The sequence below is a fragment of the Pseudomonas sp. genome (assembly GCF_048265905.1).
Taxonomy (GTDB): Bacteria; Pseudomonadota; Gammaproteobacteria; order Pseudomonadales; family Pseudomonadaceae; genus Aquipseudomonas.
The window spans coordinates 579,718-602,287 of the sequence record NZ_JBLXAP010000001.1; the positions used below are offsets into that span (position 1 = coordinate 579,718).

Annotated in this window: 19 protein-coding genes and 1 pseudogene; 5 read left to right on the forward strand and 15 right to left on the reverse strand. The window is 55.3% G+C overall.

All coding sequences use genetic code 11. The features are described from left to right. Positions 1–3: 3 nt before the first annotated feature. The 4 genes from proB to rplU form a co-directional block, all read right to left on the reverse strand. Positions 4–1,122 (reverse strand): glutamate 5-kinase, encoded by a 1,119-nt coding sequence (proB, locus tag ACN0UH_RS02730; RefSeq protein ID WP_417660600.1) that lies wholly within the window; start codon positions 1,120–1,122, stop codon positions 4–6. A 95-nt stretch (positions 1,123–1,217) separates the two neighbouring features. Next, the gene (cgtA, locus tag ACN0UH_RS02735; RefSeq protein ID WP_417660601.1) at positions 1,218–2,435 is read right to left on the reverse strand and encodes an Obg family GTPase CgtA; all 1,218 of its coding nucleotides are present in this window, start codon (positions 2,433–2,435) and stop codon (positions 1,218–1,220) included. A gap of 178 nt (positions 2,436–2,613) precedes the next feature. Further along, on the reverse strand, positions 2,614–2,871 hold the full coding sequence (gene rpmA, locus ACN0UH_RS02740; RefSeq protein ID WP_003281574.1) for a 50S ribosomal protein L27: 258 nt from the start codon (positions 2,869–2,871) through the stop codon (positions 2,614–2,616). Between the two features lie 38 nt (positions 2,872–2,909). Continuing rightward, complete coding sequence (gene rplU / locus ACN0UH_RS02745) at positions 2,910–3,221, reverse strand: 50S ribosomal protein L21 (protein ID WP_087518185.1); 312 nt, start codon at positions 3,219–3,221, stop codon at positions 2,910–2,912. Positions 3,222–3,603: 382 nt separating this feature from the next. On the opposite strand from rplU, the gene ACN0UH_RS02750 reads away from it, so the two are divergent. Both ACN0UH_RS02750 and ACN0UH_RS02755 read left to right on the forward strand, forming a co-directional pair. Beyond that, on the forward strand, positions 3,604–4,572 hold the full coding sequence (locus ACN0UH_RS02750; RefSeq protein WP_417660602.1) for a polyprenyl synthetase family protein: 969 nt from the start codon (positions 3,604–3,606) through the stop codon (positions 4,570–4,572). A 128-nt stretch (positions 4,573–4,700) separates the two neighbouring features. Next, positions 4,701–4,922, forward strand: a pseudogene (locus ACN0UH_RS02755) (hypothetical protein); the annotation flags it as partial. Between the two features lie 135 nt (positions 4,923–5,057). On the opposite strand, the gene ACN0UH_RS02760 reads toward ACN0UH_RS02755, so the two are convergent. The 5 genes from ACN0UH_RS02760 to ACN0UH_RS02780 form a co-directional block, all read right to left on the reverse strand. Next, entirely contained in the window at positions 5,058–5,675 is a 618-nt protein-coding gene (locus ACN0UH_RS02760) for an FKBP-type peptidyl-prolyl cis-trans isomerase (protein ID WP_417660603.1), read from the reverse strand. A 175-nt stretch (positions 5,676–5,850) separates the two neighbouring features. Next, on the reverse strand, positions 5,851–6,345 hold the full coding sequence (locus ACN0UH_RS02765; RefSeq protein ID WP_339511574.1) for a TIGR00645 family protein: 495 nt from the start codon (positions 6,343–6,345) through the stop codon (positions 5,851–5,853). A gap of 182 nt (positions 6,346–6,527) precedes the next feature. Next, positions 6,528–6,869, reverse strand: a complete 342-nt coding sequence (locus ACN0UH_RS02770) for a hypothetical protein (RefSeq protein ID WP_339511576.1) — start codon at positions 6,867–6,869, stop codon at positions 6,528–6,530. Between the two features lie 194 nt (positions 6,870–7,063). Then, on the reverse strand, positions 7,064–9,571 hold the full coding sequence (locus ACN0UH_RS02775; RefSeq protein ID WP_417660604.1) for a Lon protease family protein: 2,508 nt from the start codon (positions 9,569–9,571) through the stop codon (positions 7,064–7,066). 119 nt (positions 9,572–9,690) lie between these two features. Next, positions 9,691–10,023 carry a TraR/DksA family transcriptional regulator gene (locus tag ACN0UH_RS02780; protein WP_417660605.1) on the reverse strand — a complete coding sequence of 111 codons (333 nt, stop codon included), beginning with the start codon at positions 10,021–10,023 and terminating at the stop codon, positions 9,691–9,693. Positions 10,024–10,208: 185 nt separating this feature from the next. Between ACN0UH_RS02780 and ACN0UH_RS02785 the strand changes: the two genes are divergently transcribed. The 3 genes from ACN0UH_RS02785 (at position 10,209) to ACN0UH_RS02795 (ending at position 13,855) form a co-directional block, all read left to right on the forward strand. Next, positions 10,209–12,062 (forward strand): DUF4105 domain-containing protein, encoded by a 1,854-nt coding sequence (locus tag ACN0UH_RS02785; protein ID WP_417660606.1) that lies wholly within the window; start codon positions 10,209–10,211, stop codon positions 12,060–12,062. A gap of 129 nt (positions 12,063–12,191) precedes the next feature. Beyond that, positions 12,192–12,788: a c-type cytochrome gene (locus ACN0UH_RS02790; RefSeq protein WP_417660607.1), complete on the forward strand. Its 597-nt coding sequence runs from the start codon at positions 12,192–12,194 to the stop codon at positions 12,786–12,788. A gap of 11 nt (positions 12,789–12,799) precedes the next feature. Then, complete coding sequence (locus ACN0UH_RS02795) at positions 12,800–13,855, forward strand: c-type cytochrome (protein WP_417660608.1); 1,056 nt, start codon at positions 12,800–12,802, stop codon at positions 13,853–13,855. Positions 13,856–13,934: 79 nt separating this feature from the next. On the opposite strand, the gene hutC is transcribed toward ACN0UH_RS02795, so the two are convergent. From hutC to ACN0UH_RS02825, 6 genes are all read right to left on the reverse strand, one after another. Further along, the gene (hutC, locus tag ACN0UH_RS02800; RefSeq protein ID WP_417660609.1) at positions 13,935–14,648 is read right to left on the reverse strand and encodes a histidine utilization repressor; all 714 of its coding nucleotides are present in this window, start codon (positions 14,646–14,648) and stop codon (positions 13,935–13,937) included. 105 nt (positions 14,649–14,753) lie between these two features. Further along, entirely contained in the window at positions 14,754–16,289 is a 1,536-nt protein-coding gene (gene hutH / locus ACN0UH_RS02805) for a histidine ammonia-lyase (protein WP_417660610.1), read from the reverse strand. 12 nt (positions 16,290–16,301) lie between these two features. Beyond that, positions 16,302–17,840, reverse strand: a complete 1,539-nt coding sequence (locus ACN0UH_RS02810; protein ID WP_417660611.1) for an HAL/PAL/TAL family ammonia-lyase — start codon at positions 17,838–17,840, stop codon at positions 16,302–16,304. Then, the gene (locus tag ACN0UH_RS02815; protein ID WP_417660612.1) at positions 17,821–19,425 is read right to left on the reverse strand and encodes a BCCT family transporter; all 1,605 of its coding nucleotides are present in this window, start codon (positions 19,423–19,425) and stop codon (positions 17,821–17,823) included. Before ACN0UH_RS02815 ends, ACN0UH_RS02810 begins: the two co-directional genes overlap by 20 nt. A gap of 86 nt (positions 19,426–19,511) precedes the next feature. Further along, on the reverse strand, positions 19,512–21,179 hold the full coding sequence (gene hutU / locus ACN0UH_RS02820; protein WP_417660613.1) for a urocanate hydratase: 1,668 nt from the start codon (positions 21,177–21,179) through the stop codon (positions 19,512–19,514). A 29-nt stretch (positions 21,180–21,208) separates the two neighbouring features. After that, positions 21,209–22,534, reverse strand: coding sequence for a YjiH family protein (locus ACN0UH_RS02825; RefSeq protein WP_417660614.1), 1,326 nt, complete (start codon positions 22,532–22,534; stop codon positions 21,209–21,211). Between the last annotated feature and the right edge of the window lie 36 nt (positions 22,535–22,570).

Consider the following 22,570-nt stretch of genomic DNA (forward strand, 5'->3'; position numbering starts at 1 on the left):
CCTCTAAACCAGTATCAAGTTATCCCGATGAACCAACTCCGGCTCATCAACATAACCCAACAAGCTTTGAATCGCATCAGAGGACTGACCAATAATCTTTTGCGCCTCAAGCGCGCTGTAGTTGGCCAGGCCACGCGCAATTTCTCGACCGTCAGCAGCAACACATACGACCATCTCGCCGCGACGGAAACTGCCTTTTACTGCGCGCACACCGACAGGCAACAGACTTTTACGCCCTGTCGCCAGCGCCTTGACCGCACCATCATCCAAAACCAATGTACCGCGGGTCTGCAGGTGCCCGGCCAGCCACTGCTTGCGTGCCGCCAACATACCGCGCTCAGGCGCAAGCAAGGTGCCCAAACGCTCGCCCGACTTGAGCCGCGCCAGCACCTGCTCAATCGCCCCACCGACAATAACTGTATGCGCCCCCGAGCGAGCAGCAAGCCGTGCAGCGCGCAGCTTGGTTTGCATACCGCCACGCCCCAGAGCGCCGCCCACGCTACCCGCAACAGCATCCAGGGCAGGATCGTCAGCACGCGCCTCGTGAATCAGCTTGGCATCTGGATTATTCCGCGGATCAGCGTCAAACATTCCGTCGCGATCAGTGAGAATAACCAGCAAGTCAGCTTCGACCAGATTGGCAACCAGCGCCGCCAAGGTATCGTTGTCACCGAAGCGAATTTCATCAGTGACCACGGTGTCGTTTTCATTGATCACCGGCACCACATCGAGCTCAACCAAGGTGCGCAAAGTGCTGCGCGCATTCAGATAGCGCTTGCGATCTGACAGGTCATCATGGGTCAGCAAAATTTGCGCTGTGCGCCGGCCGTGCTCGGCAAAGCTCGATTCCCACGCCTGAATCAACACCATCTGGCCAATGGCAGCAGACGCCTGCAGCTCATGCATCGCACTCGGCCGCGATACCCAGCCCAGACGACTCATACCAGCCGCCACAGCACCAGAAGACACCAGCACCAGCTCTACACCTTGCTCACGCAATGCAACCATCTGCCGGACCCACACAGCCATTGCTGCACGATCCAGACCACGACCATCTGCCGTCAGCAGCGCACTGCCGATTTTAACCACCCAGCGCCGCGCGCCAGTCACCTTGTCACGCATGATTCCTCAACCCTAGCCTTGCACCCAAAAGCACAAAGCATTAACTAGTCACGAAACATACAAAAACGCCGCAATTAAGCGGCGTTGATAATGGCTTAATCCCGGACGTAAAAGATTTCCGGGCCGTCATCGTCATCCTCATCATCAAAGTCGTCTTCATCGACGTCTTCGACACTCTTAACCCCTGAGCGACGCAACGCACGCTGATCATCCAAAGCCTGAAGACGCGCACGCGCCTCATCTTCGATGCGCTGATCAAGCTCGGCCAACTCAGAGGCAAAGGCTGGATTTTCCGCGATCTTCTCGGTACGCGCCTCAAGGTAGGTCATGATGTCCTGACACAAACGCTGCGTGCCTTCACCAGAAATAGCCGAGACTACATAAACCGGCCCCTTCCAGTCGAGCGCCGCAACCACTTCAGCGACACGCTCATCACGCTCTTCTTCGAGCATCTGATCCGACTTGTTCAACACCAGCCAGCGGTCACGCTCAGCCAGCGCCGGACTGAATTTGGTCAACTCATCAACAATGGTGATCGCCGATTCACTCGGATCAGTCAGATCCAGCGGCGCCATATCGACAAGATGCAGCAACAGACGCGTACGCGCCAAGTGCTTGAGGAAACGAATACCCAGACCAGCGCCATCGGAAGCGCCTTCGATCAAACCTGGGATATCGGCAACCACAAAACTTTTGTAGCGATCAACGCTGACAACGCCCAGATTAGGGATCAGTGTAGTAAAGGGATAATCCGCAACCTTAGGCTTGGCCGCCGACACGGCACGAATAAAGGTGCTCTTACCGGCGTTAGGCAAGCCCAACAGACCGACATCCGCCAGCACCTTAAGCTCAAGTTTAAGATCACGCGACTCACCCGGCTTACCAGGCGTGGTCTGGCGCGGCGCACGGTTGGTACTGGACTTGAATCGGGTATTACCCAGACCGTGCCAGCCGCCCTGCGCAACCATCAGGCGCTGACCCGCTTTGGTCAGATCGCCAATAACTTCTTGAGTGCCCGCATCGATCACCGTAGTACCAACCGGCACACGCAGGACCAACTCTTCACCCTTGCGCCCAGTGCAATCGGTGCTGCCACCATTGGAGCCACGCTCAGCATCGAAACGCCGGGTGTAACGGTAATCGATCAGCGTGTTGAGGTTCTCATCTGCCATCAAGAAAACCGAGCCACCATCACCACCATCTCCGCCGTTCGGCCCACCATTTTCGATGAACTTTTCACGACGAAAACTCATACAACCGTTTCCACCGTCACCGGCTTTTACAAAAATCGATACTTCATCGACGAATTTCATGAGCACGCCTCCCACCAGTACAGCGGGTCAACAACAATCAAGGAACAGGTGCTTGCAAAATTGACCTAGCACAAGAGCTTAATCATAAGCCTTTTATCAGGACAGTTTGGCAAGAACCCCAAGAATACAAAAACAAAAAAGCCCCGTCGCAAGGACGGGGCTTTTAACCTTGCCGCGATTAAGCCGCGACAACGCTCACGTAACGACGACCGAAGGCGCCCTTTACTTCAAACTTGATCACGCCTTCGACTTTAGCGAAGAGAGTGTGATCTTTACCCATACCAACGCCGTAACCAGCGTGGAATTGGGTGCCGCGCTGACGCACGATAATGTTGCCTGCTTTGATAGCCTGGCCGCCATACATCTTAACGCCTAAGCGTTTGGCTTCTGAGTCGCGACCGTTGCGGGTGGAACCGCCAGCTTTTTTGTGTGCCATGAGTCAATACTCCTATAAAGGGATCAGGCTGAAATGAATCAGGCCGAAATACCGGTGATTTTGATCTCAGTGAACCACTGACGGTGGCCCTGACGCTTCATGTGGTGCTTACGACGACGGAACTTGATGATGCGGATTTTATCATGACGACCTTGCGCCACAACTTCTGCAACAACTTTAGCGCCATCTACAACTGGTGCGCCGATTTGAACGTCGTCACCGTTGCCGATCAACAAAACGCGATCGAAAGTGACGGATTCGCCAGTGCCGATTTCGAGTTTTTCGATCTTCAGGAATTCGCCTTCGGTGACTTTGTATTGCTTGCCACCAGTAACAATTACAGCGTACATGGTATATCTCCGTTAATCCTGCTCACCCAGCTCTTTAGAGGGATAGTTATCGGCTGGCATGGCTGCTCGGGGCCGGAAAAGACGCCCTTGCAATTGCGTAAGGCAGGGAAATGCCCAGGGGGAAGTTCAGGGTGCGCGATTGTACGCAAGCTGATAACGCCGCGCAAGCCCCCGCAGCCATCGCGAAACGGGAGGCTGCGAACTGCAGTGCGGTATATTGATGCAGAGCTGCATTTTATAACAGTAATATAGCTACGCTCAGCCCTTTGTTAAGCTGTCATCCTAATACCTGAAACTGCTCAAGCTAGTCAGGCCCTTGCCTTGACAGCCCCGAGCCCGCCGCCTAGCATGCCGCGCAACCTTCGAGGAGCACCTGCAACTGATGCAACCCCAGGCTTTCTACCGCGTGGTGGCGGACGACTTCACCGCCGTTGACGGCATTATCCGTCAACAACTTGTCTCGCGTGTACCGCTGGTAGAGAAAATCGGCGACTACATTATCTCAGCTGGCGGCAAGCGTCTGCGTCCTCTATTGGTCCTGCTTAGCGGCAAGGCACTTGGATTGCAGAACGATAACCTGCGCCTGCTGGCTGCGACCATTGAGTTTCTGCACACCGCCACCTTGCTGCATGACGACGTGGTTGACATGTCAGACATGCGCCGCGGGCGCAGCACCGCCAATGCCCAATGGGGTAACGCCCCGAGCGTATTGGTCGGCGACTTCCTCTATTCGCGCTCTTTCGAGATGATGGTCGAACTGGGCTCGATGCCGGTTATGAAAATCCTCTCCAAAGCCACTCGCGTGATTGCCGAGGGTGAAGTCCTGCAGCTGTCGAAGATCCGTGATGCCAGCACCACTGAAGAGACCTACATGGAAGTCATTCGCGGCAAAACCGCAATGCTTTTCGAGGCTTCAACTCACAGTGCTGCCGCATTGGCCGGTGCCACGCCAGAACAGACCGAAGCGCTGCGCACCTTTGGCGACCACCTCGGCGTGGCCTTCCAGTTGGTTGACGATTTGCTCGACTATCGCGGCGACGCGACCACATTGGGCAAAAATGTGGGTGACGACCTGGCGGAAGGCAAACCTACCCTGCCGCTGATCTACACCATGCGCGAAGGCACACCCGAGCAAGCCGCATTGGTGCGTCAGGCGATCCAGAAAGGTGGCATCGAGAATCTCGAAAGCATTCGCAACGCGGTTGAAACAGCCGGTGCGCTTGACTACACCGCCCAGCAAGCCCGCGATTTTGCAGAACGCGCAATTGCCTGCCTGGATGTGCTGCCTGCCAGCGAATACCGCGATGCGTTGATCGAACTAAGCCGCTTTGCCGTAGCCCGTACGCACTGACACACTCGCAGCATCCACAAAGCCCGTCCAAGCGACGGGCTTTTTAATGCCCGACGAATAGCACTAATTGATCCTTGCTATTATGCGAATAGGAATTATTATCATCTAACACATCAGGGAGATGAGACATGACCTATTTAATCGACGCTTGGCTTGATCGACCGCAACCTTATCTGCGCATCCTCAATCGTGACACGGGTGAAGTCTGCGCGATGCTTGAGGAAGAAGCATTGGATGAGCTGCGTGACATGGGCGATTTGGATCTACACGAGCTGAATTCGAGCGAACCCTTGGTACTGAAAGAACTGGTGCGTAACCTGTTCCTGTTCTGCTACGCCCGGGCATTGCGCCTGGACGATCAATCTCTTGCGCTCCGGAAAAAGCGCGCAATCACACTACGTGACCGCTATGCCAGAACCCATCAATCACGGCACTCTGCATTTCTGAGCCCGGCATAAGGTTGCCGGACTCAGTACACACCGGGATTACAGGACTTCGAGCAACTCGACGTCGAATACCAGTACGCTGTGCGGCGGAATGCTACCAACGCCTTGGGCGCCGTAAGCCAGCTCGCTAGGCACATACAAACGCCATTTGCTGCCCGCAGTCATCAGCTGCAATGCCTCGGTCCAACCAGCGATTACGCCGCCAACTGGGAATTCAGCAGGCTCACCGCGATCATAGGAACTGTCGAAAACAGTGCCGTCGATCAAGGTACCGTGGTAGTGAGCACGAATGGTGTCTTCACGGGTCGGGGTCGCGCCGTCACCTGTAGCCAGCACTTCGTACTGCAGGCCGGAAGCCAACTTGTTAACACCTTCACGGCCAGCATTCTCAGCCAGGAATGCGATGCCAGCGCCTGCTGCCGCTTCGGCTTTAGCCTGTGCTTCAGCTTGCATGACTTCACGGATGACCTTGAAGCTGGCATTCATATCAGCTTCGCTAACGCGGCTGTCTTTGCCCGCGAAAGCGTCAGTCAAGCCAGCAAGGATCGCATCCAGGCTCACACCCGGTGGCGGATTATCACGCAGTTGACCGCCAAGTTGACGACCAATGCCATAGCTGACGCGTGTTTCGTCAGTAGTAAGATTAAGTTCGGACATGAACTGCTCCGCTGCGGGTTTAAAAGGCCGGCAAGCCTAGCACAAAGCAATCTCTGGCTTAACCACCGCGTATAACTGTGTTGAACACTCAGGCCAATGCGCGTTATCAGCCCGCGCAACGAAAACCGCCCGCCAAGCTTAAAGCCAGGCGGGCGGAGCACTGCATGGGGCTGAATCAGTTCTCGTGCTTGGTCAGCTTATCCAGGTAACCCATGGCAAATGCCGAGAGCACAAAAGTCATGTGGATAATCACGTACCACATCAATTTGTTGTCCGGAATGTTCTTCGCGTCCATAAACACTTTAAGCAAATGGATGGAAGAAATGGCCACGATCGACGCCGCGACTTTCATTTTCAATGAGCCGGAGTCCATCTTACCCAACCAGCTAAGCTTTTCTTTGCCGGCGTCGATGTCCAGTTGGGAGACAAAGTTCTCGTAGCCCGAAAGCATCACCATGACCAAAAGCCCGCCAACCAGCGCCATGTCGATCAGCGAAAGAATGACCAGAACAAGGTCAGCCTCGGCCATCGAAAACACGTTGGGCAGGATATGTAGGACTTCCTGGAAGAACTTGAGCGCCAGGGCCAGCAGCCCCAACGACAAGCCAAAATAGATAGGTGCAAGTAACCAGCGCGAGCTATACATCGCATTTTCAATAAAGCGTTCCATGAAGCCTCACGAGGGATAAATTGGTTCGCGATTATACCTGCGCGGCTGCGCCGTAAAAGCCCTCTGAAACACCTTGAAGACTTATTCAGCAGACTGTGGATAACTCTGTGGAGAGGCTCGGGATTAACTGCGCAAACGCAGGAGATACATGCCTTGCCGAAAAGACCTAGGCAACCGCTTGATCAGCTTTCGGGATGGAACTGATAGTCGCCCAGATTACGGCAACGATGGCCATTCAACTGACGCAACTCAGACTGAATGTGCAGGCGCCAGATAAGCAGTTCAGGACAGCAACCATAACCTTGATCAGCCAGGCTTTCGGCTATTCCGGCCAATACCCCTTCTGCCACAGAAGGCCCGTAGAATGGCCCTTGCGCCTTGATTACAGAAGGTTGAGACCCGGAAATACCGGCGGCGCAGATCAGCGTCCAAAGTCCATTTTCGCCGGCCAGTGGCAACACCACGCATTCGATACGCGTGACCAAACCCAAGCATTGACGTGTGAGGCAGAGACTACGCGACATCGCGGCGACCCTCTCATGATCAGGACTACAGCCTACACCCGAAAAGTACTGATAGGGAAGCCACATACTTACGGCTTAATACCTGTGGGTAAGTGTGTGGATGAACGGTGCGAGGGCGCGCAACAAGTGAGTTGCAGGCTAGCGCTCAAATACTGGCAATGTCCTCCAGTATCGAGCGCTATAACGGCAAGGTATTACTCAGGCTTTTCAGACTTGGGAGCAACCGGTTTGGCTGGCACAGGCTTTTTCGCAGGCTGTTTTTTCTCGGCAGGCTTTGCAACCGCCTTCGCAACCTTTTCAGCGAGCGCTTCCGGCTCTTTATCCTCTTCGCCCATGCCAATCTCGGCGATCTCGCGTAGACGCTCAACCACACGCGCATTGACACTGCCGCTTGGAAACTGGCCTTTATCGTTTGGCGCCCCGACTTCTTCACCCGCCAACAGACTTAGCGCCTCATCAACCTGGCGCACGGCATAGATGTGGAACTGCCCGTCACGAACAGCTTGCAACACACGATCATCGAGCATCAGGGTGGTGACGTTGGACTGTGGAATAATCGCGCCCTGCTCGCCTGTCAGCCCACGCGCCTCACAAAGGCGGAAGAAGCCTTCGATTTTCTCGTTTACACCGCCAACAGCCTGCACTTCACCAAACTGGTTGATCGAGCCGGTAATCGCAAAGCACTGTTTTAGCGGCGTGCGCGACAAAGCTGAAATCAGCGTACAAACCTCGCCAAGCGAGGCGCTGTCGCCATCGACATAACCGTAGGACTGCTCAAGCGCGATGCTCGCTGAGATTTCCAGCGGAAACTCCTGTGCATAACGACTGCCGAGATAACCGGTCAGAATCATCACGCCTTTGGAGTGAATCGGCTGGCCGAGGTTGACTTCACGCTCGATATCGACAATACCGGAGCCGCCCGGATACACGGTTGCCGAAATCCGTGCAGGCACGCCAAACGCAGAATCGCCGACCTGTAATACCGTCAACCCGTTGCATTTGCCCACTGCAGCGCCACGGGTGTCAATGAGGATAATTCCGGCCAGCATGTCATCGATAATTCGCGCTGAAACGCGCCCTGTTCGGGTGGCCTTGGCTTTAAGCGCACGCTCGATATGGCCAACATCAGTCACCGCCTCGTTGGCTAGCTGACGGATAAAATCCGCCTCGCTGACCAACTGGAACAAATCACCAATCCGTGCCGACAAGCGACCTTGATGCTCCGCCAGTCGGGCACTGAAGGTTGCCAAACGCGCCACCGCTGCTGCGGTCAGGGGCGCCATGCCCTCTTCTGAGGTGCGGGTTTTCATCAACTGGGCGAACTGCTCCAGGCTTTCGTCAGCCAAGGGAATGTCTTCGTCGAAATCGACCAGAACACGAAACATTTCCTGGAAGTCTGGATCATGATCCTGCAACGCGTAATACAGCTGGCGCGCACCAATGATGATGACTTTGATCTGCAGCGGAATAACCTGTGGATTGAGGCTCACAGTCGCAATACGACCGAGATCACCCAGCGGTGACTCCATCTTCAGTTGCCGCGAATGCAGGGCTCGCTTGAGTGCATCCCAGACAAACGGCTCGCTGAGCATCTTCTCGGCTTCGAGAATCAGGAAACCACCATTGGCCCGGTGCAATGCCCCCGGACGCAACTGACGATAACTGGTGTAGAGCGCGCCTTGGTCATTGTTGTACTCAATGCGCCCGAACAGGTTGTCATAGGTCGGATGCGGCTCGAAAACAACCGGCGCACCACCGTCTACATGATGGCCAACCACCAGGCTTGGGCAATACTGCTCTTCCAGCAATTTGCGCGTTTGCGCGTCAATCTTCTCAACATCAACCAGTTGCTCAACCACGGTTTTCAGCAGGTTAACTTGCACCGCCTGCAGATAAGCGCAAATTTCAGCGTTCTCGGCATATTTTTCCGAGAGAGGTGATAACAGTGGTTGCAGGGCAACGGTGATGGTTTCTTCGTTCAACTGCCGGAGTTGGTTGCTTGATTCACGCTTCCACTGCGGCAAACTGGCCAATTCTTCGTTCAGACGCTCCTCAAGCATCGCGATATCGAGATGAAAGCGCTCGCGATCGGCTTCAGGTAGCTGGGCAAATTCAGCCTCATCCAATGCCTTACCTTCAAGCATTGGGGTAAAGGCAATGTTGCTGCTATCACGGTATAGCGCGATGCCTTTTTCCAGTGACAGGCGCTCGATTACATCCAGCGCCTGGTCGTAACGCTTGTTGAAGGCGCGATCAATTGCACTCTTCTTCTGCTGATAGGACGGGTGCTCGAATACTGCCGGGAACGTCGCCAACAGGTTATCGACAAGCAGGTTGATATCCGCAATGAACTCGCCAGCAGAACCAGCGGTAAGCTCTAGCACGCGAGGCTCACGTGGCTCGTCAAAATGATTTACATACACATGGTCGGCAGGCGTATCCATACGCTTACCTTCGGCCTTGAGATAACGCTGCACGAACGAGAAACGCCCAGTACCGGGTTCTCCCATGACAAACACGTTATAACCGGGACGCGGCATCGCCACGCCAAACTGCAGGGCTTCTACTGCACGTTCCTGACCCAAAACACCGCGAAAAGGCTCCAAGTCATCTGTGGTTGTGAAATTAAACTGCTCGGGAGCAAAGGGACGGGTTAGAGCTTCAGGCGCTAGCCGCAATTGGGTAGCAACAGATTCAGGCATTGGAGATCCTTGTACGGAGGGCACACGCAGGAGAAATAATCGCCGCTTCGGACGTTGATCACAAGCTAAAGCAGCCGATCAATTTCGACTATTTTTAATCTGGCGCTAAAGACGCGTTCTCAACGACCTATAGCGCTTTGCTCGGCGCACGCCAAACAATAGGCCGTGGCAGGCAATGCTTGCAGCCGAGCGGACTCAATGGGCTCGGCGCACTTCAAGCATTGCCCATAAGTGCCTTCAGCCAAGCGCAACTTGGCCAGGCCAACCGCATGCCGGCCTTCCTCAGCCTCGGCTAACAACGCCTCCAGAACTTCATCATTCTGTCGTTGCGTCGCTTGTTCGGCGAAGTCTGGCGAGTGACTGTCAGACAGGGCCATACGAATAGTTGTCGCACGTGCGCTGTACTCGCTAAGTAATGCATTTAACACCGCAGATGGATCGAACGCTGTCATGACAGGCTCCTCACAGATCATCTGCGTACAGTGTGTGTCTTAATTGTGAAAGCTGCACGCACCAATGCTACAAAATAAACAGATAACGGCTTAAACAATTGGCTGCGATGTTGGTTCATGGCCTTGACACAAACCGCCAGCATCGCCAAAGCTCCAGTCTGGCCTTCGTATAAGAATCTTAGAAATTGAAACGGATTTTGACAGTCCTGGTGGCTTCTTGCTGTGCAGCGGCACAGGCTTCCCCGAGCATCCCTGAAGCACAGTTGCAAGCATTGGCTGCGCACCCCTTCTGGATATCGTTGGGCCATTATGAAACCGGCAAACTTGGCGGTTGGCGCAGTTACGTAGACGATGATGAATTCTTTATCGCCAGCAATGGCGACAGCGACCCGGCGTCGGAACTGAGCGCAACCGTCAAAGCGCTGTACGCCCCCGCAAAACTGGCCGACGAACATGCCCAGTGCAAATTTCCCGCGCGCGCCCGCTGGCTGAGCGAGCAGCTTTCACTGAATGACTTACCCAAACCGGTGTGCCAAAAGTACAGCGAGTGGATGACTGAGGTCTCGCCCAACAGCACCGTGTTGGTATTCCCGGCCGCCTATCTCAACAGCCCGTCCTCGATGTTCGGCCACACATTGCTGCGCATCGATCAAGCTGACGTGGACAGCAACAACACCGCTCTACTCAGTTACGCGCTAAATTTCGGTGCGTTTATCGAAGGCATGGACAACAGCATGCTCTATGCCTGGAAAGGTCTGATGGGCGGCTATCCCGGCTTTTTTGCAGTGGTGCCTTACCGGGAAAAGCTGGCGGAGTACCGCAGCCTGGAAAACCGCGACTTGTGGGAGTACCGACTGAACCTCACCCCGGAAGAAACCCGGCGCATGATGGAGCATGTCTGGGAGCTCAAGGATATTGAGTTCGACTATTTCTTCTTTGATGAAAACTGCTCATACCGCTTGCTTGAATTGCTTGAAATCGCCCGCCCCGGCATTGAGCTGACTGACGATTTTCCGATAACCGCTATTCCAACCGATACGGTGCGGGCGGTTGAAGATGCCGGGCTGATTGAACGCATTGACTATCGCCCATCCCGTGAGCGCGAACTGCTGGGGCGCGCCGTACAGTTAACCGATAACGAACAGCAATGGGTGCTGCGCCTGGCGGATGATCAATCGGTATTGAATGATCCGGCCTTCAAGCAGATGCCCGCTGAACGTCGAGCACTGATTCAAGATGGCGCGTTCCGCCTGCTGCGCTACCGGACAACCAGCGGTGAGCGCGACTCAACCACGGCCGCTCGCAGCTTTGACTTACTCAAGTCGATTAATCAAAACCCGCCACCGCTGCTCGACCTTGAACGTCCCGACCTGCCAGAGGCGGGACACGAATCGCGCACCTGGCAGTTGGGCGCCGGCAGCCGTGGTGATAAAGCCTTCGCCGAATACGGTTTGCGCATGGCTTATCACGACCTCAACGACAATCTCTACGGCTTCCCAATAGGCGCACAGATTGAGATCGCCCAGCTGAAACTGCGCCAATACGAAAATAATCATTGGCAGTTGCAGCAACTCGACCTGGCAAAAATTCGCTCGCTGACACCGCGCAATGAACTGCTGCAGCCATGGTCATGGCAGGTTTCAGGCGGAGCTGAGCGCGTCTCTGGCAAGGATGACGACGAATCTCTGGCTACTTATTTGACTGGCGGCGGTGGCGGTACGTGGCAACTGACTGACAACACCATCGGTTTTGCCCTCGCCACCGCACGTATTGAGAACAACCGCGACTTTGCCGCCTTTGTCGCCCCGGCCGCCGGGTTTAATAGCGGGCTCTTGTGGCGCAACCCGCTTGGCAACCTGTTGTTGGAAGGCAAAGCTGATTATTTCCATAACGGCGAGGTACGTCGCAGCATCAACTTGACCCAACAGTGGGAAATCTCGCGCGACCTTGGCCTGCGTTTCAGTGCAGCCCGCGATTTCAGTCACATGAGCACGCCGGAAAACACCCTGATGTTAGAACTCAAGTGGTACAACTATTGAACGCGTAGAAAAATAGGCACAGCGCCGCAAAAACATCCAAGTGATCGACATCAAGATGTTCTATACGGCTGGCGAGGATCACGAAGCAACCTATCATTAATGCATATTCATGCCCGCTCGAAGGATCGTATGCACAAACTCTTACCTATCGGCTCGCTGTTGACACTGCTTCTGGCCAATTACGCCAGTGCAGCCGAAGTCCCCGAGGCCGCGCAAAGCTGTGTTGTCTGTCATGGCGCACAAGGGGAAGGCACAACGCAAGGCCCCAAACTCGCCGGACTCTCCAGTAGTTACATGAACGCGCAGATAGAACACTTCATTTCGGGTGATCGGAAGAATGTGGTCATGACATTAATGGCGCAGAGTTTGGTCGACCTCAACGTTCGCAAACAAGCCTTGGACTACTACGCCACGCAAGGCACAGCACCGAAGCTGCAAAAGCGCGGTGATGTGCTCAATCAGTCGGGTGCTGAAAAGCTCTATTACCAAGGCGACCTGCATCGCTCACTGCCCGCCTGTTATAGCTGCCACGGCCCATCAGCAGTTGGCGGCGGTCTGTTTCCGCGTTTAGCCGGGCAACAGAGCAGTTACCTCAAAGACCAGCTAATCGCCTGGCAAGATAAAGAACGTAGCGGTGACCCAGACAACACCATGGGCCACATCGCCAGCAAGCTAAAAGACAGCGAAATTCAGGCCTTGGCTGATTACCTGTCAGCCATCAAATAGAGGAGCAACCGATGCCTATCAACAATGCGTGGCTGTTCCTGTTACTGGCTGGCAGCGGTGTTGCCAGCGCCGAAAGTTATATGGCTGACATGCAGGACGAAATTCCAGCACAACAAAAAGCCGCAAATCTGGGTTATTTCCAATCACGCGACCTGAGCAAAATCCCCGAAGGTGAGTTTGGCGATAAAGTCCGCAAAGGCTACGAACTGTTCGTCAACACCCAGCAGCTCAAAGGCAAATACGTCGGTAACCAACTCAACTGCACCAACTGCCACCTCGATGCAGGCAGCAAAGCGTATGCAGCGCCAATGTGGGCAGCGTATCTGGCGTACCCGTCATTTCGTAAGAAAAACAACAGAGTCAGCAATTTTGCTGAACGCATCCAGGGTTGCTTCAACTTTTCCATGAACGGTAAAGCTCCGGCTGCTGACTCACCGGAACTGGTCGCGATATCGGCTTATTCATACTGGCTGCTGATGGGCGGATTGCTCGACATGTTCGGCATGCACGACAAAGCCGTGCCCGAGATGAGCGACGCCGCCTTGCAACAAGGCGGCAATGCAGACTCATTCAAACTGCCTGGGCCGCTAAGCGACAAGGTCAAACTCGATGGACGCGGGCATATGCCGGGCCGCGCTTTTGCTGCGCTCGAAAAACCCGCACATGCTCCGTCACTGGAACGTGGCGCCAAGGTGTACGGCGAGCACTGCGCCTTGTGTCACGGTGCTGAAGGTCAAGGTACGGTGATGGCTGATGTGCCGGTAATTCCAGCATTATGGGGCCCACAATCGTATAACTGGGGCGCGGGCATGCACCGGGTTAACACTGCGGCGACATTTATCTTCGAGAACATGCCGCTGGGCAAGGCCGTACAGCTCAACCCTCAGCAAGCGTGGGACGTAGCAGCCTATATGAACAGCCGCGAGCGCCCGCAAGACCCGCGCTTTATCGATGATGTCGCGACAACAGCCAAACAGTTTCACGCTGATGATGACGGCTATTACGGTAAAGAGCTTGATGGCAACGTAATAGGCAGCCAAGCCTTCCCGGCAACTACAGTTGAATAAACGTCTGTGACAACTGCAAAAATGCCGGCGCTATTTATGGCGCCGGCATTTTATTGTCTGGTACTGAGCTGAACGTAACTCAACTACGCCGACTGGAACGTGAGCGCAGTTTGTAGCGGTCTCCGGGGTGAATCAGCCGAGCATAGCTAATCAAGTGCTCATCCGACCAAGTGCGACGAACCATGCTCAGGCACGGCGTAGCAGTGCTGATATCCAGCCACTGCGCCGTCTGGTCGTCGACTAATAGCGCTTCGACAACATGCTCGACATCAGAAATCGGGCAGTTGGCGACCAACACCTCATTGGGCGTCTTTTGCGAGAAGTCAGTTTGCAGGTAATCGGGCACCCAACGTGGGTTAACAAAGCGATCTTCCAGTTGAATCGGCACACCACTTTCACGGTGAACCAGAATCGTGTGGAACACCTCGGTGCCGAGACGCACACCCAAGCGCAGCGCCACTTCATCGTCGGCCTCAATCGCTTCGCAACGAAGCACATCATTGCTGTACGCATGGCCACGGCTGATGACTTCGGTGGCGATATTCAAGACTTCATGCAGCGACGATTCAGCTTTGCGGTCAGTAACAAAAGTACCGAGCCCAGCCTGACGGATTAGATAACCTTTTTGCACCAGATCGCGAATAGCCTTGTTCGCCGTCATTCGACTTACGCCAAAATCACGGGCTAATTGCTCTTCGGGTGGAATTTGATGATGAACCGGGTATGCCCCGCTGCTGATGCGCTCCAGCAGGTGCTCCTCAATGACACGATAACGTGGGGTCTTGCTGGCCACGTAGATTCCTTTGGGTGGGTGCGACGTCCTGATAATACAGGCCGCGACAGATTAGGACGAGCCGCAAGCAACACCTCGTCCAATCTGCCGTGACCTTTTCGCCTTCTAACCTTGCGACGGCAACAAGTTAGCGGGTATCAAGCCAGACAGCACGCGCTGCTTGAGCAACTCGTCAGCGGCAGCGATATCGGGTGCAAAAAAGCGATCCTCGACATAATAAGGCACCACATCGCGCAACACCTTACGCGCTTGCTCCAACACTTCAGAGCTTTTCATGCCCGCCCGGAAATCCAGGCCCTGACACGCACCCAGCCATTCGACCGCCAACACGCCACGGCTATTGGCCGCCATCTCCCACAAGCGCTTGCCAGCAGCTGGCGCCATTGATACGTGATCTTCCTGGTTGGCAGAGGTTGGCAAGCTGTCAACACTGTGCGGATGCGCCAATGCCTTGTTCTCGCTAGCGAGTGCCGCAGCTGTCACCTGAGCGATCATGAAGCCTGAGTTGACGCCGCCATTGGCCACCAGAAATGGCGGTAACTGCGACATATGTTTGTCCATCATCAGCGAGATACGTCGCTCACTCAAAGCGCCGATTTCAGCAATCGCCAGCGCCAGATTATCTGCCGCCATGGCCACCGGTTCAGCGTGGAAATTACCCCCCGAAATCACGTCACCTTCAGCGGCAAACACCAGCGGATTATCCGACACTGCATTGGCTTCAACCGCCAGCACCTCGGCGGCCTGGCGCAACTGCGTCAGGCAAGCGCCCATGACCTGTGGCTGACAGCGCAGCGAGTACGGGTCCTGTACCTTGTCGCAGGCCTCATGCGAACGCCCGACTTCACTGCTCGACTCAAGCAGATAGCGATAAACCGCAGCAGCATCGATCTGCCCACGCTGGCCACGTGCATCGTGAATCCGCGCATCAAACGGCGCACGTGAACCGAGCATGGCTTCAACACTCAAGGCGCCACAGACCGAGGCAGCAGCATACAAATCCTCGGCCTCAAACAAGCCGCGCAGCGCGTAAGCGGTGGAAACCTGAGTGCCATTGAGCAACGCCAGCCCTTCTTTTGCCGCGAGCATCAGTGGCTCCAACCCGGCAATCGCCAGCGCCTCTTTTGCGGGCAACCATTCGCCGCGATAACGGGCCTGACTTTCACCGAGCAACACCAAAGACATATGCGCCAATGGCGCGAGGTCACCGGATGCACCCACCGAGCCCTTTAGCGGGATATGTGGATAAACCTCGGCATTGATCAGCGCCAACAACGCATCAATAACCTTGCGACGAATGCCCGAGAAGCCACGCGACAGGCTGTTGACCTTAAGCAGCATGATCAAACGCACCATGGCGTCATCCAGGGGCTCACCAATACCGGCAGCATGGGAAAGCACCAGCGAGCGCTGCAGGTTTTCCAGATCTTCAGTGGCAATGCGGGTCTGCGCCAACAAGCCAAAACCGGTGTTGATCCCGTAGGCAGTGCGGCCTTGATTAAGAATTCCCTGCACGCAGGCAACACTGTTTTCAATGCCTTGATCAGCACTGCTATCCAGCGTTACATGCTGCGCTTGCTGATAAAAATTACGCAATTGGGCGAGATTTAACTGGCCCGGTACCAAGGTTAAAACAGACATATTGGTATCCACTCAAAGATCGAAATTCGGCAGAGCCTGACGCAAGGCGAACAGCGTGTTCACGTCGCGCAGCACTTCATAGGTGTGACGAATATCTTGATACAACGGATGTTCTTCTTCATAACTGGCTACCAACTCGCGCAGCAAACCCCATGCGCATCCGGTGCCTTGGCCAAATGGTCGGACCTCAATAAAGTCAAAAGCCTGAGCCGCCAACAGATACTCGATCGCCAATACGTAAAACGCATTCTCAATGGCTTTATCCAACTTCAGCGCCGCGCTTTCACCCAAACTCAGGTGGTCTTCTTGCAGCCCGGACGTCAGGAAGTTGTCAGTCACCGCTGGCAAGGCCAGACGCTTGTTATCCGCAACCAATGAGGCCGCGCTGTATTGCGCGATCATCATCCCGGATTTCACCCCGCCGCCTTTAGTCAAGAACGGCGGTAGCTTGTTGGCTTGCGGCGTGACCAAACGGTAAGCCCTGCGCTCGGAGATGCTGCTCCACTCGCACACCGCAATGGTCAAGAGATCGCACGCCATCGCCACCGACTCACCGTGCGGGTTGGCTTGTGAAATGATTCGATATTCTGCGCCATCCTTGACCACCAAGGGGTTGTCAGTCGCGGAGTTCAGCTCATCGCTGACTTGACGCGCGGCGTGTTCCAACTGGTCACGACAGGCGCCATGCACTTGCGGGATTGCGCGCAGGCTCAAGGCATCTTGCAAGTGTGCGCCCTGACTCTTGGCTACCACTTCGCTGCCCGCCAACAACTGGTGCAAGTTGGCCGCCGTCTTCTGCATGCCGGTGTGAGTCTTACGTTGAATGGCGGCCAGACTGATCGCATCCAACTGACAGCCCAAGGCTTCGAAACTCATCGCCGCGACCACATCAGCGCAGCTTGCCAAGTGATAGGTGTCCGCTAGGGTCAAACAGGCCAGGCCGGTCATTGCTGGCGTGCCGTTGACCAGGCACAAGCCGTCTTTGGGGCCCAACACCACGGGCTGCATGTCGATACTAGCCAGCGCTTGGCTGGCGGTCACGATTTGCCCGGCGTATTCGACATCACCGATGCCCAGCAGCGCCAAACCGATGTGCGCCATATGCGACAGGTAACCCACCGAGCCTTGGCCCGGCACCACCGGCGTGATGCCTTGGTTGAGCAAGTTCAGCAGGCCGTTGACTACATCGGCGCTCACCCCGGAATAACCGTGGCTGTAGTTAACCACCGCGCAGCACATAATCGCCCGCACCTGCTCACTGCGCAGCGGTGAACTCACCCCGCAGGCATGGCTCATCAGCGTATGCCGCGATAGTTTGCTCAGCTCGCTCGGGGCAAATACCACGTCACACAAAGCACCAAGCCCGGTGTTGATGCCGTAATGCGGCTTGCTTGAGTTAGCAATCGCCAACACTGCTTCGCGGGCTTCATTAACCCGCATCCAGCGGTAGGCCGACAACTCCATGCGCGCACCATTACGCGCAACGTTGACCACATCAGACCAAGTGACCGGCGCCTCACTCAGCAATACATCAGGCAATAGGTTGTTCATTTACCACCCCTAACTGCTCGCGACTGACACGCTCATCGGTGTCTTGTGTTTCTTTCTTGAACACGAACACACGAGCTGCCGAAGCCGCGATAAGGATAAACAGGAACAAAACGGTGAAGCCGCCAGCAGCGGCGAGATACTTGATGCCATCGACCCCCTGCGCGCCACCACCGAATGCAACCATGATGAAAGCAATCGCACTGATCGAAAGCCCCCAGATAATTTTCTGCGACTTGGGCGACTCTTCATCAGCGCGAATGTTCTTGGTGCAGATCGAGGCGATGGTCGAGGTCATGGAATCTGCTGCAGTGGCGAAAGAAATAATCAGGGTGAAGATCGCCAAAGGCACCAGCAAACCTGACATCGGCAAGTGCTGCAAGAAGCCCCACAAGCCAGCTACGGCGCCATGATCGGTAATCACCTTGATCAAATCGAGGCTGCCATCAAGCTGCCACTTGATCGCTGAAGCGCCCCAGATTGCGAACCAGACCATGCCGAACACCGAAGGCAGTATCCAGTTGATGATCAGGAACTGGCGCAGCGTGCGCCCGTATGAGATACGCGCCAGAAACAGCCCCATCAGCGGCGCATAGGCAATCCAGATCGACCAGTCATACATGGTCCACCATGTCACCAGTGCCTCGCCGCCAGATTCCTTGGTGTCAAACGACCAGAGGAAAAAGTTATCCAGCCAGTAACCGATCGAAGTCACCGACAGATTGAAGATATAACTCAAAGGCCCGACGATCAGCAGAATCACCACAAAGGCGTAGAAGATATAAGCGTTGATCGAGGACAAAAATTGAATGCCGCGCTTGAGCCCGGACAACGCCGAAGTGACAAACACCGCCGTAATCACCAGCGACAACACCAGCCATGTCATCGGGCTTGATTGAATACCGTACTGCGATTCAATCCCCGAGCTGATCAGCGCCAACCCCGCACCCAGCGACGATGCCAAGCCAAGCGCGATCGCCAGCACCGAAACGATATTGATCAGTGACTTCACCAGTGGCCGCTGATTATGCGCACCTATTACGGGCGACAAGGTAGAAGCAATGGAAAAGTCTTTTTTCCGGTTGTAATGCATGTAGGCGATCATCAAGCCGACAATCGAATACATCGCATAGGGAATGAAACTCCAGTTATGGAAACAGCGCGCCAAGGCAAAAATCGCGGCTTCCGCGCTGCCTGGGGCAAACGACTGATTCGCAATTTCGCCGTAGATATTGCCCAGATAAATGATTGGTTCATTGACTGAGTAAGTCACCACGCCAGTCGCTATCCCGCCAGTCAGGGCCATCGCAAAATTCGAAGCCATTGAGAATGTCGGTTTTGCATTGGCTCCACCAAGGCGGATATCACCCGCCTTGGAAAAGAAGATATAAGCCACCAGGCCCAGCACCGAAATCGCTAATAACTGATACAACCAAGCGAAATCCGAGAGCGAAAAATAGAAGACGTCCTTGGCCACCCGGACCAACATCTCGTTGTTAAACAAACCGACCGCTACCGCGATGACTACGACCAGAAATGTCGGGATAAAAACACTACGATTCAGGCTTTTTTGACTATTGGAGTGCATTGTTGTCTGCCTTATGGGGTGTTGCATCCATTACCCAGCCACTGGTGAGAACTGGTGAGAAGCCACCAGTGGCCGGGTTCTATAACTTAGCGGTCGCCTAGCATAGGTAAATCAAGCCCCTGCTCCCGCGCGCAATCAGCGGCAATATCATAACCAGCATCGGCATGACGCATGACCCCTGTGCCCGGATCGTTACGCAAAACGCGACCCAGTCGCGCGCGCGCCTCAGGCGTGCCATCCGCCACAATCACCACACCGGAGTGCTGTGAATAGCCCATGCCAACACCGCCGCCGTGGTGCAACGACACCCACGTTGCGCCGCCAGCAGTATTCAACAGGGCGTTGAGCAGCGGCCAATCAGACACCGCATCAGAGCCGTCAAGCATGCTTTCGGTTTCGCGATTCGGGCTGGCGACCGAGCCTGAATCGAGGTGATCACGACCAATTACCACCGGCGCTTTCAGCTCACCGCTGGCGACCATGTCATTGAACGCTTGAGCAAGACGGGCGCGGTCTTTCAAACCAACCCAGCAAATGCGCGCAGGCAAACCCTGGAAGCTGATGCGCTCGCGAGCCATGTCCAGCCAGTTGTGCAGGTGCTTGTCATCCGGGATCAACTCTTTGACCTTGGCATCGGTTTTGTAGATGTCTTCTGGATCACCGGACAGCGCAACCCAGCGGAACGGGCCAATGCCCTGACAGAACAGCGGACGAATATAAGCGGGCACGAAACCCGGGAAGTCGAACGCATTGTCGACGCCCTCTTCCAGCGCCATCTGGCGGATGTTGTTGCCGTAGTCGAAGGTAGGAATCCCCATCTTCTGGAACTCCAGCATTGCGCTCACGTGTTCAGCCATCGACTGCTTGGCGGCTTTGACCACGGCGTCAGCATCGGTCAGTGCACGGTCGCGGTACTCTTCCCAACTCCAGCCTTTTGGCAGGTAACCATTGAGCGGATCGTGGGCGCTGGTCTGGTCGGTAACCATGTCCGGACGCACACCGCGGCGCACCAACTCTGGCAGAATTTCAGCCGCATTGCCGCACAACGCAATGGAGATGGCTTTGCCTTCAGCCGTGTATTTGCTGATACGTGCCAAGGCATCGTCCAGGTCTGATGCTTGCTCGTCGACATAACGGGTTTTCAAACGGAAATCGATACGGCTCTGCTGACATTCGATATTCAGCGAACAGGCTCCCGCCAGCGTTGCCGCCAACGGCTGAGCGCCGCCCATGCCGCCCAAACCTGCAGTGAGCACCCAGCGCCCGCTCAGGTTGCCGTCATAATGTTGGCGACCGGCTTCAACGAAGGTTTCGTACGTGCCCTGAACAATGCCTTGCGAGCCGATGTAGATCCAGCTACCGGCGGTCATCTGGCCATACATGGCCAAGCCTTTGGCATCGAGTTCGTTGAAGTGTTTCCAGGTCGCCCAATGCGGCACCAGGTTGGAGTTGGCGAGCAATACACGCGGTGCGTCGGCGTGGGTTTCAAATACACCCACCGGCTTGCCCGACTGAATCAGCAGCGTTTGGTTGTCTTCAAGGCGAGTCAGCACTTCAACGATCTTGTCGTAGCATTCCCAGTTGCGTGCCGCACGGCCAATCCCGCCGTAGACCACCAGCTCATTCGGGTTCTCAGCCACTTCCGGGTCGAGGTTGTTCATCAACATGCGCAGTGGCGCTTCAGTCAACCAGCTTTTAGCGGTCAGTTTGCTGCCACGTGCAGCGCGGATTTCAGTGTCACGGAAGAGGCTCATAACAGGCTCCTTTGAAGTAGCATCAAGGCTTAAATAAGGTTGAGTGAACGCACCAGGTAAGCTAGCGGGATGCTGAATACCAGGCTTAAAACAGTACGTTGCAGCCAGACCAGCAACAGGTCGCGCAAGCGCAGGGGAATCCGCGTGGCAAGCACACAGGGAATCGATGCAGAGAGGAACAGCACGCTGCTGACCGAAACGATGGCGACGACAAACTTGACCATCACCTCGGCATCTTTGAGCAGTATTGCGGGGAGAAACATTTCGGCCAGACCCGACGCGATAGCACCGGCAACCTGCATTGGATCGCTCACGCCAAGCAGCCAGGTCAGCGGGTAAAACAGCACGCCCAAGGCATCAAAAACCGGGGTGTATTTAGCAGCCAACAAACCGAGCAGACCCACCGCCAGGATGCTTGGCAAAATAGCGGCCGTCATACGCAAACCATCGACAAAGGTTTCACGCAGCGACAGCCACAAGGCCGGTGCCTGGCTGGCTTGGGTCAGGCCAGCGTTCCAGGCGCTGGCAATACGGCTTTCCCCAGCCTTGAGTTCTGGCTCAGGAGCACTTTCGTCCGGCAATTTCGACAGGGGGTAAATACGCGCGCTTACCGCCGTCACACTGAAGGTGACCAGCATTGCGCTCCAGAAATACAGGTTCCAGCTGTCCATCAGGCCGAGCGTCTTGGCGATGATGACCATAAATGGCGCCGACACGGTGGAGAAGCCCGTGGCAATGATTGCCGCTTCACGCAGGCTGTAATGACCTTGTTGATACATGCGGTCAGTAATCAGCAAACCCACCGAATAGCTGCCGACAAAGGAAGCCACCGCATCAATCGCTGATTTGCCCGGCGTGCGCCAGATGGGACGCATGACCGGCTGCATCAAAACACCGATCAATTCGAGCAGGCCAAAACCGATCAGAAACACCAGCGCCAGCGCGCCCAGCGGCACGATCAGGGCGAGGCTCAACACCAGTTTTTCGAACAGAAATGGCAGCATGCCCGGCGCATACAAGGCTTGCGGGCCAAGCTCCAGCAGATAGGCAACACCGACCAACAGACCAAACACCTTGAGCACACTGAATACCGTAGTCGTCAGGTCTTTGCGCCAGCTACCACTGAGCCAGGGCTGTAGCGCGCCGTAGAGCATAAACAACAACGCGATAACGATGACTAGTGGACGGGCATGGGCTTGCAAGGCGCTGGCGGCATGATCGAGAAGAATGGTTGAGCGCCCACCGATGCTGAACGGCACAAAAAAGATCAGCAGACCAATCAGGCTGTAACCCAGCAGACGCGCCAAAGCTCGTGACCTGGATACGCCAGTTGTCAGCGACAGTTGTTCACTCATGACAACGCCCCTGCAACAAACGGCAATCCAGCATCA

Excerpts from the sequence above, each read along its gene's own strand:
- proB (WP_417660600.1), bottom strand. The coding sequence starts at position 1,122 with ATGCGTGACAAGGTGACTGGCGCGCGGCGCTGGGTGGTTAAAATCGGC.
- cgtA (WP_417660601.1), bottom strand. The coding sequence starts at position 2,435 with ATGAAATTCGTCGATGAAGTATCGATTTTTGTAAAAGCCGGTGACGGT.
- rpmA (WP_003281574.1), bottom strand. The coding sequence starts at position 2,871 with ATGGCACACAAAAAAGCTGGCGGTTCCACCCGCAACGGTCGCGACTCA.
- rplU (WP_087518185.1), bottom strand. The coding sequence starts at position 3,221 with ATGTACGCTGTAATTGTTACTGGTGGCAAGCAATACAAAGTCACCGAA.
- ACN0UH_RS02750 (WP_417660602.1), top strand. The coding sequence starts at position 3,604 with ATGCAACCCCAGGCTTTCTACCGCGTGGTGGCGGACGACTTCACCGCC.
- ACN0UH_RS02760 (WP_417660603.1), bottom strand. The coding sequence starts at position 5,675 with ATGTCCGAACTTAATCTTACTACTGACGAAACACGCGTCAGCTATGGC.
- ACN0UH_RS02765 (WP_339511574.1), bottom strand. The coding sequence starts at position 6,345 with ATGGAACGCTTTATTGAAAATGCGATGTATAGCTCGCGCTGGTTACTT.
- ACN0UH_RS02770 (WP_339511576.1), bottom strand. The coding sequence starts at position 6,869 with ATGTCGCGTAGTCTCTGCCTCACACGTCAATGCTTGGGTTTGGTCACG.
- ACN0UH_RS02775 (WP_417660604.1), bottom strand. The coding sequence starts at position 9,571 with ATGCCTGAATCTGTTGCTACCCAATTGCGGCTAGCGCCTGAAGCTCTA.
- ACN0UH_RS02780 (WP_417660605.1), bottom strand. The coding sequence starts at position 10,023 with ATGACAGCGTTCGATCCATCTGCGGTGTTAAATGCATTACTTAGCGAG.
- ACN0UH_RS02790 (WP_417660607.1), top strand. The coding sequence starts at position 12,192 with ATGCACAAACTCTTACCTATCGGCTCGCTGTTGACACTGCTTCTGGCC.
- ACN0UH_RS02795 (WP_417660608.1), top strand. The coding sequence starts at position 12,800 with ATGCCTATCAACAATGCGTGGCTGTTCCTGTTACTGGCTGGCAGCGGT.
- hutH (WP_417660610.1), bottom strand. The coding sequence starts at position 16,289 with ATGTCTGTTTTAACCTTGGTACCGGGCCAGTTAAATCTCGCCCAATTG.
- ACN0UH_RS02810 (WP_417660611.1), bottom strand. The coding sequence starts at position 17,840 with ATGAACAACCTATTGCCTGATGTATTGCTGAGTGAGGCGCCGGTCACT.
- ACN0UH_RS02815 (WP_417660612.1), bottom strand. The coding sequence starts at position 19,425 with ATGCACTCCAATAGTCAAAAAAGCCTGAATCGTAGTGTTTTTATCCCG.
- hutU (WP_417660613.1), bottom strand. The coding sequence starts at position 21,179 with ATGAGCCTCTTCCGTGACACTGAAATCCGCGCTGCACGTGGCAGCAAA.
- ACN0UH_RS02825 (WP_417660614.1), bottom strand. The coding sequence starts at position 22,534 with ATGAGTGAACAACTGTCGCTGACAACTGGCGTATCCAGGTCACGAGCT.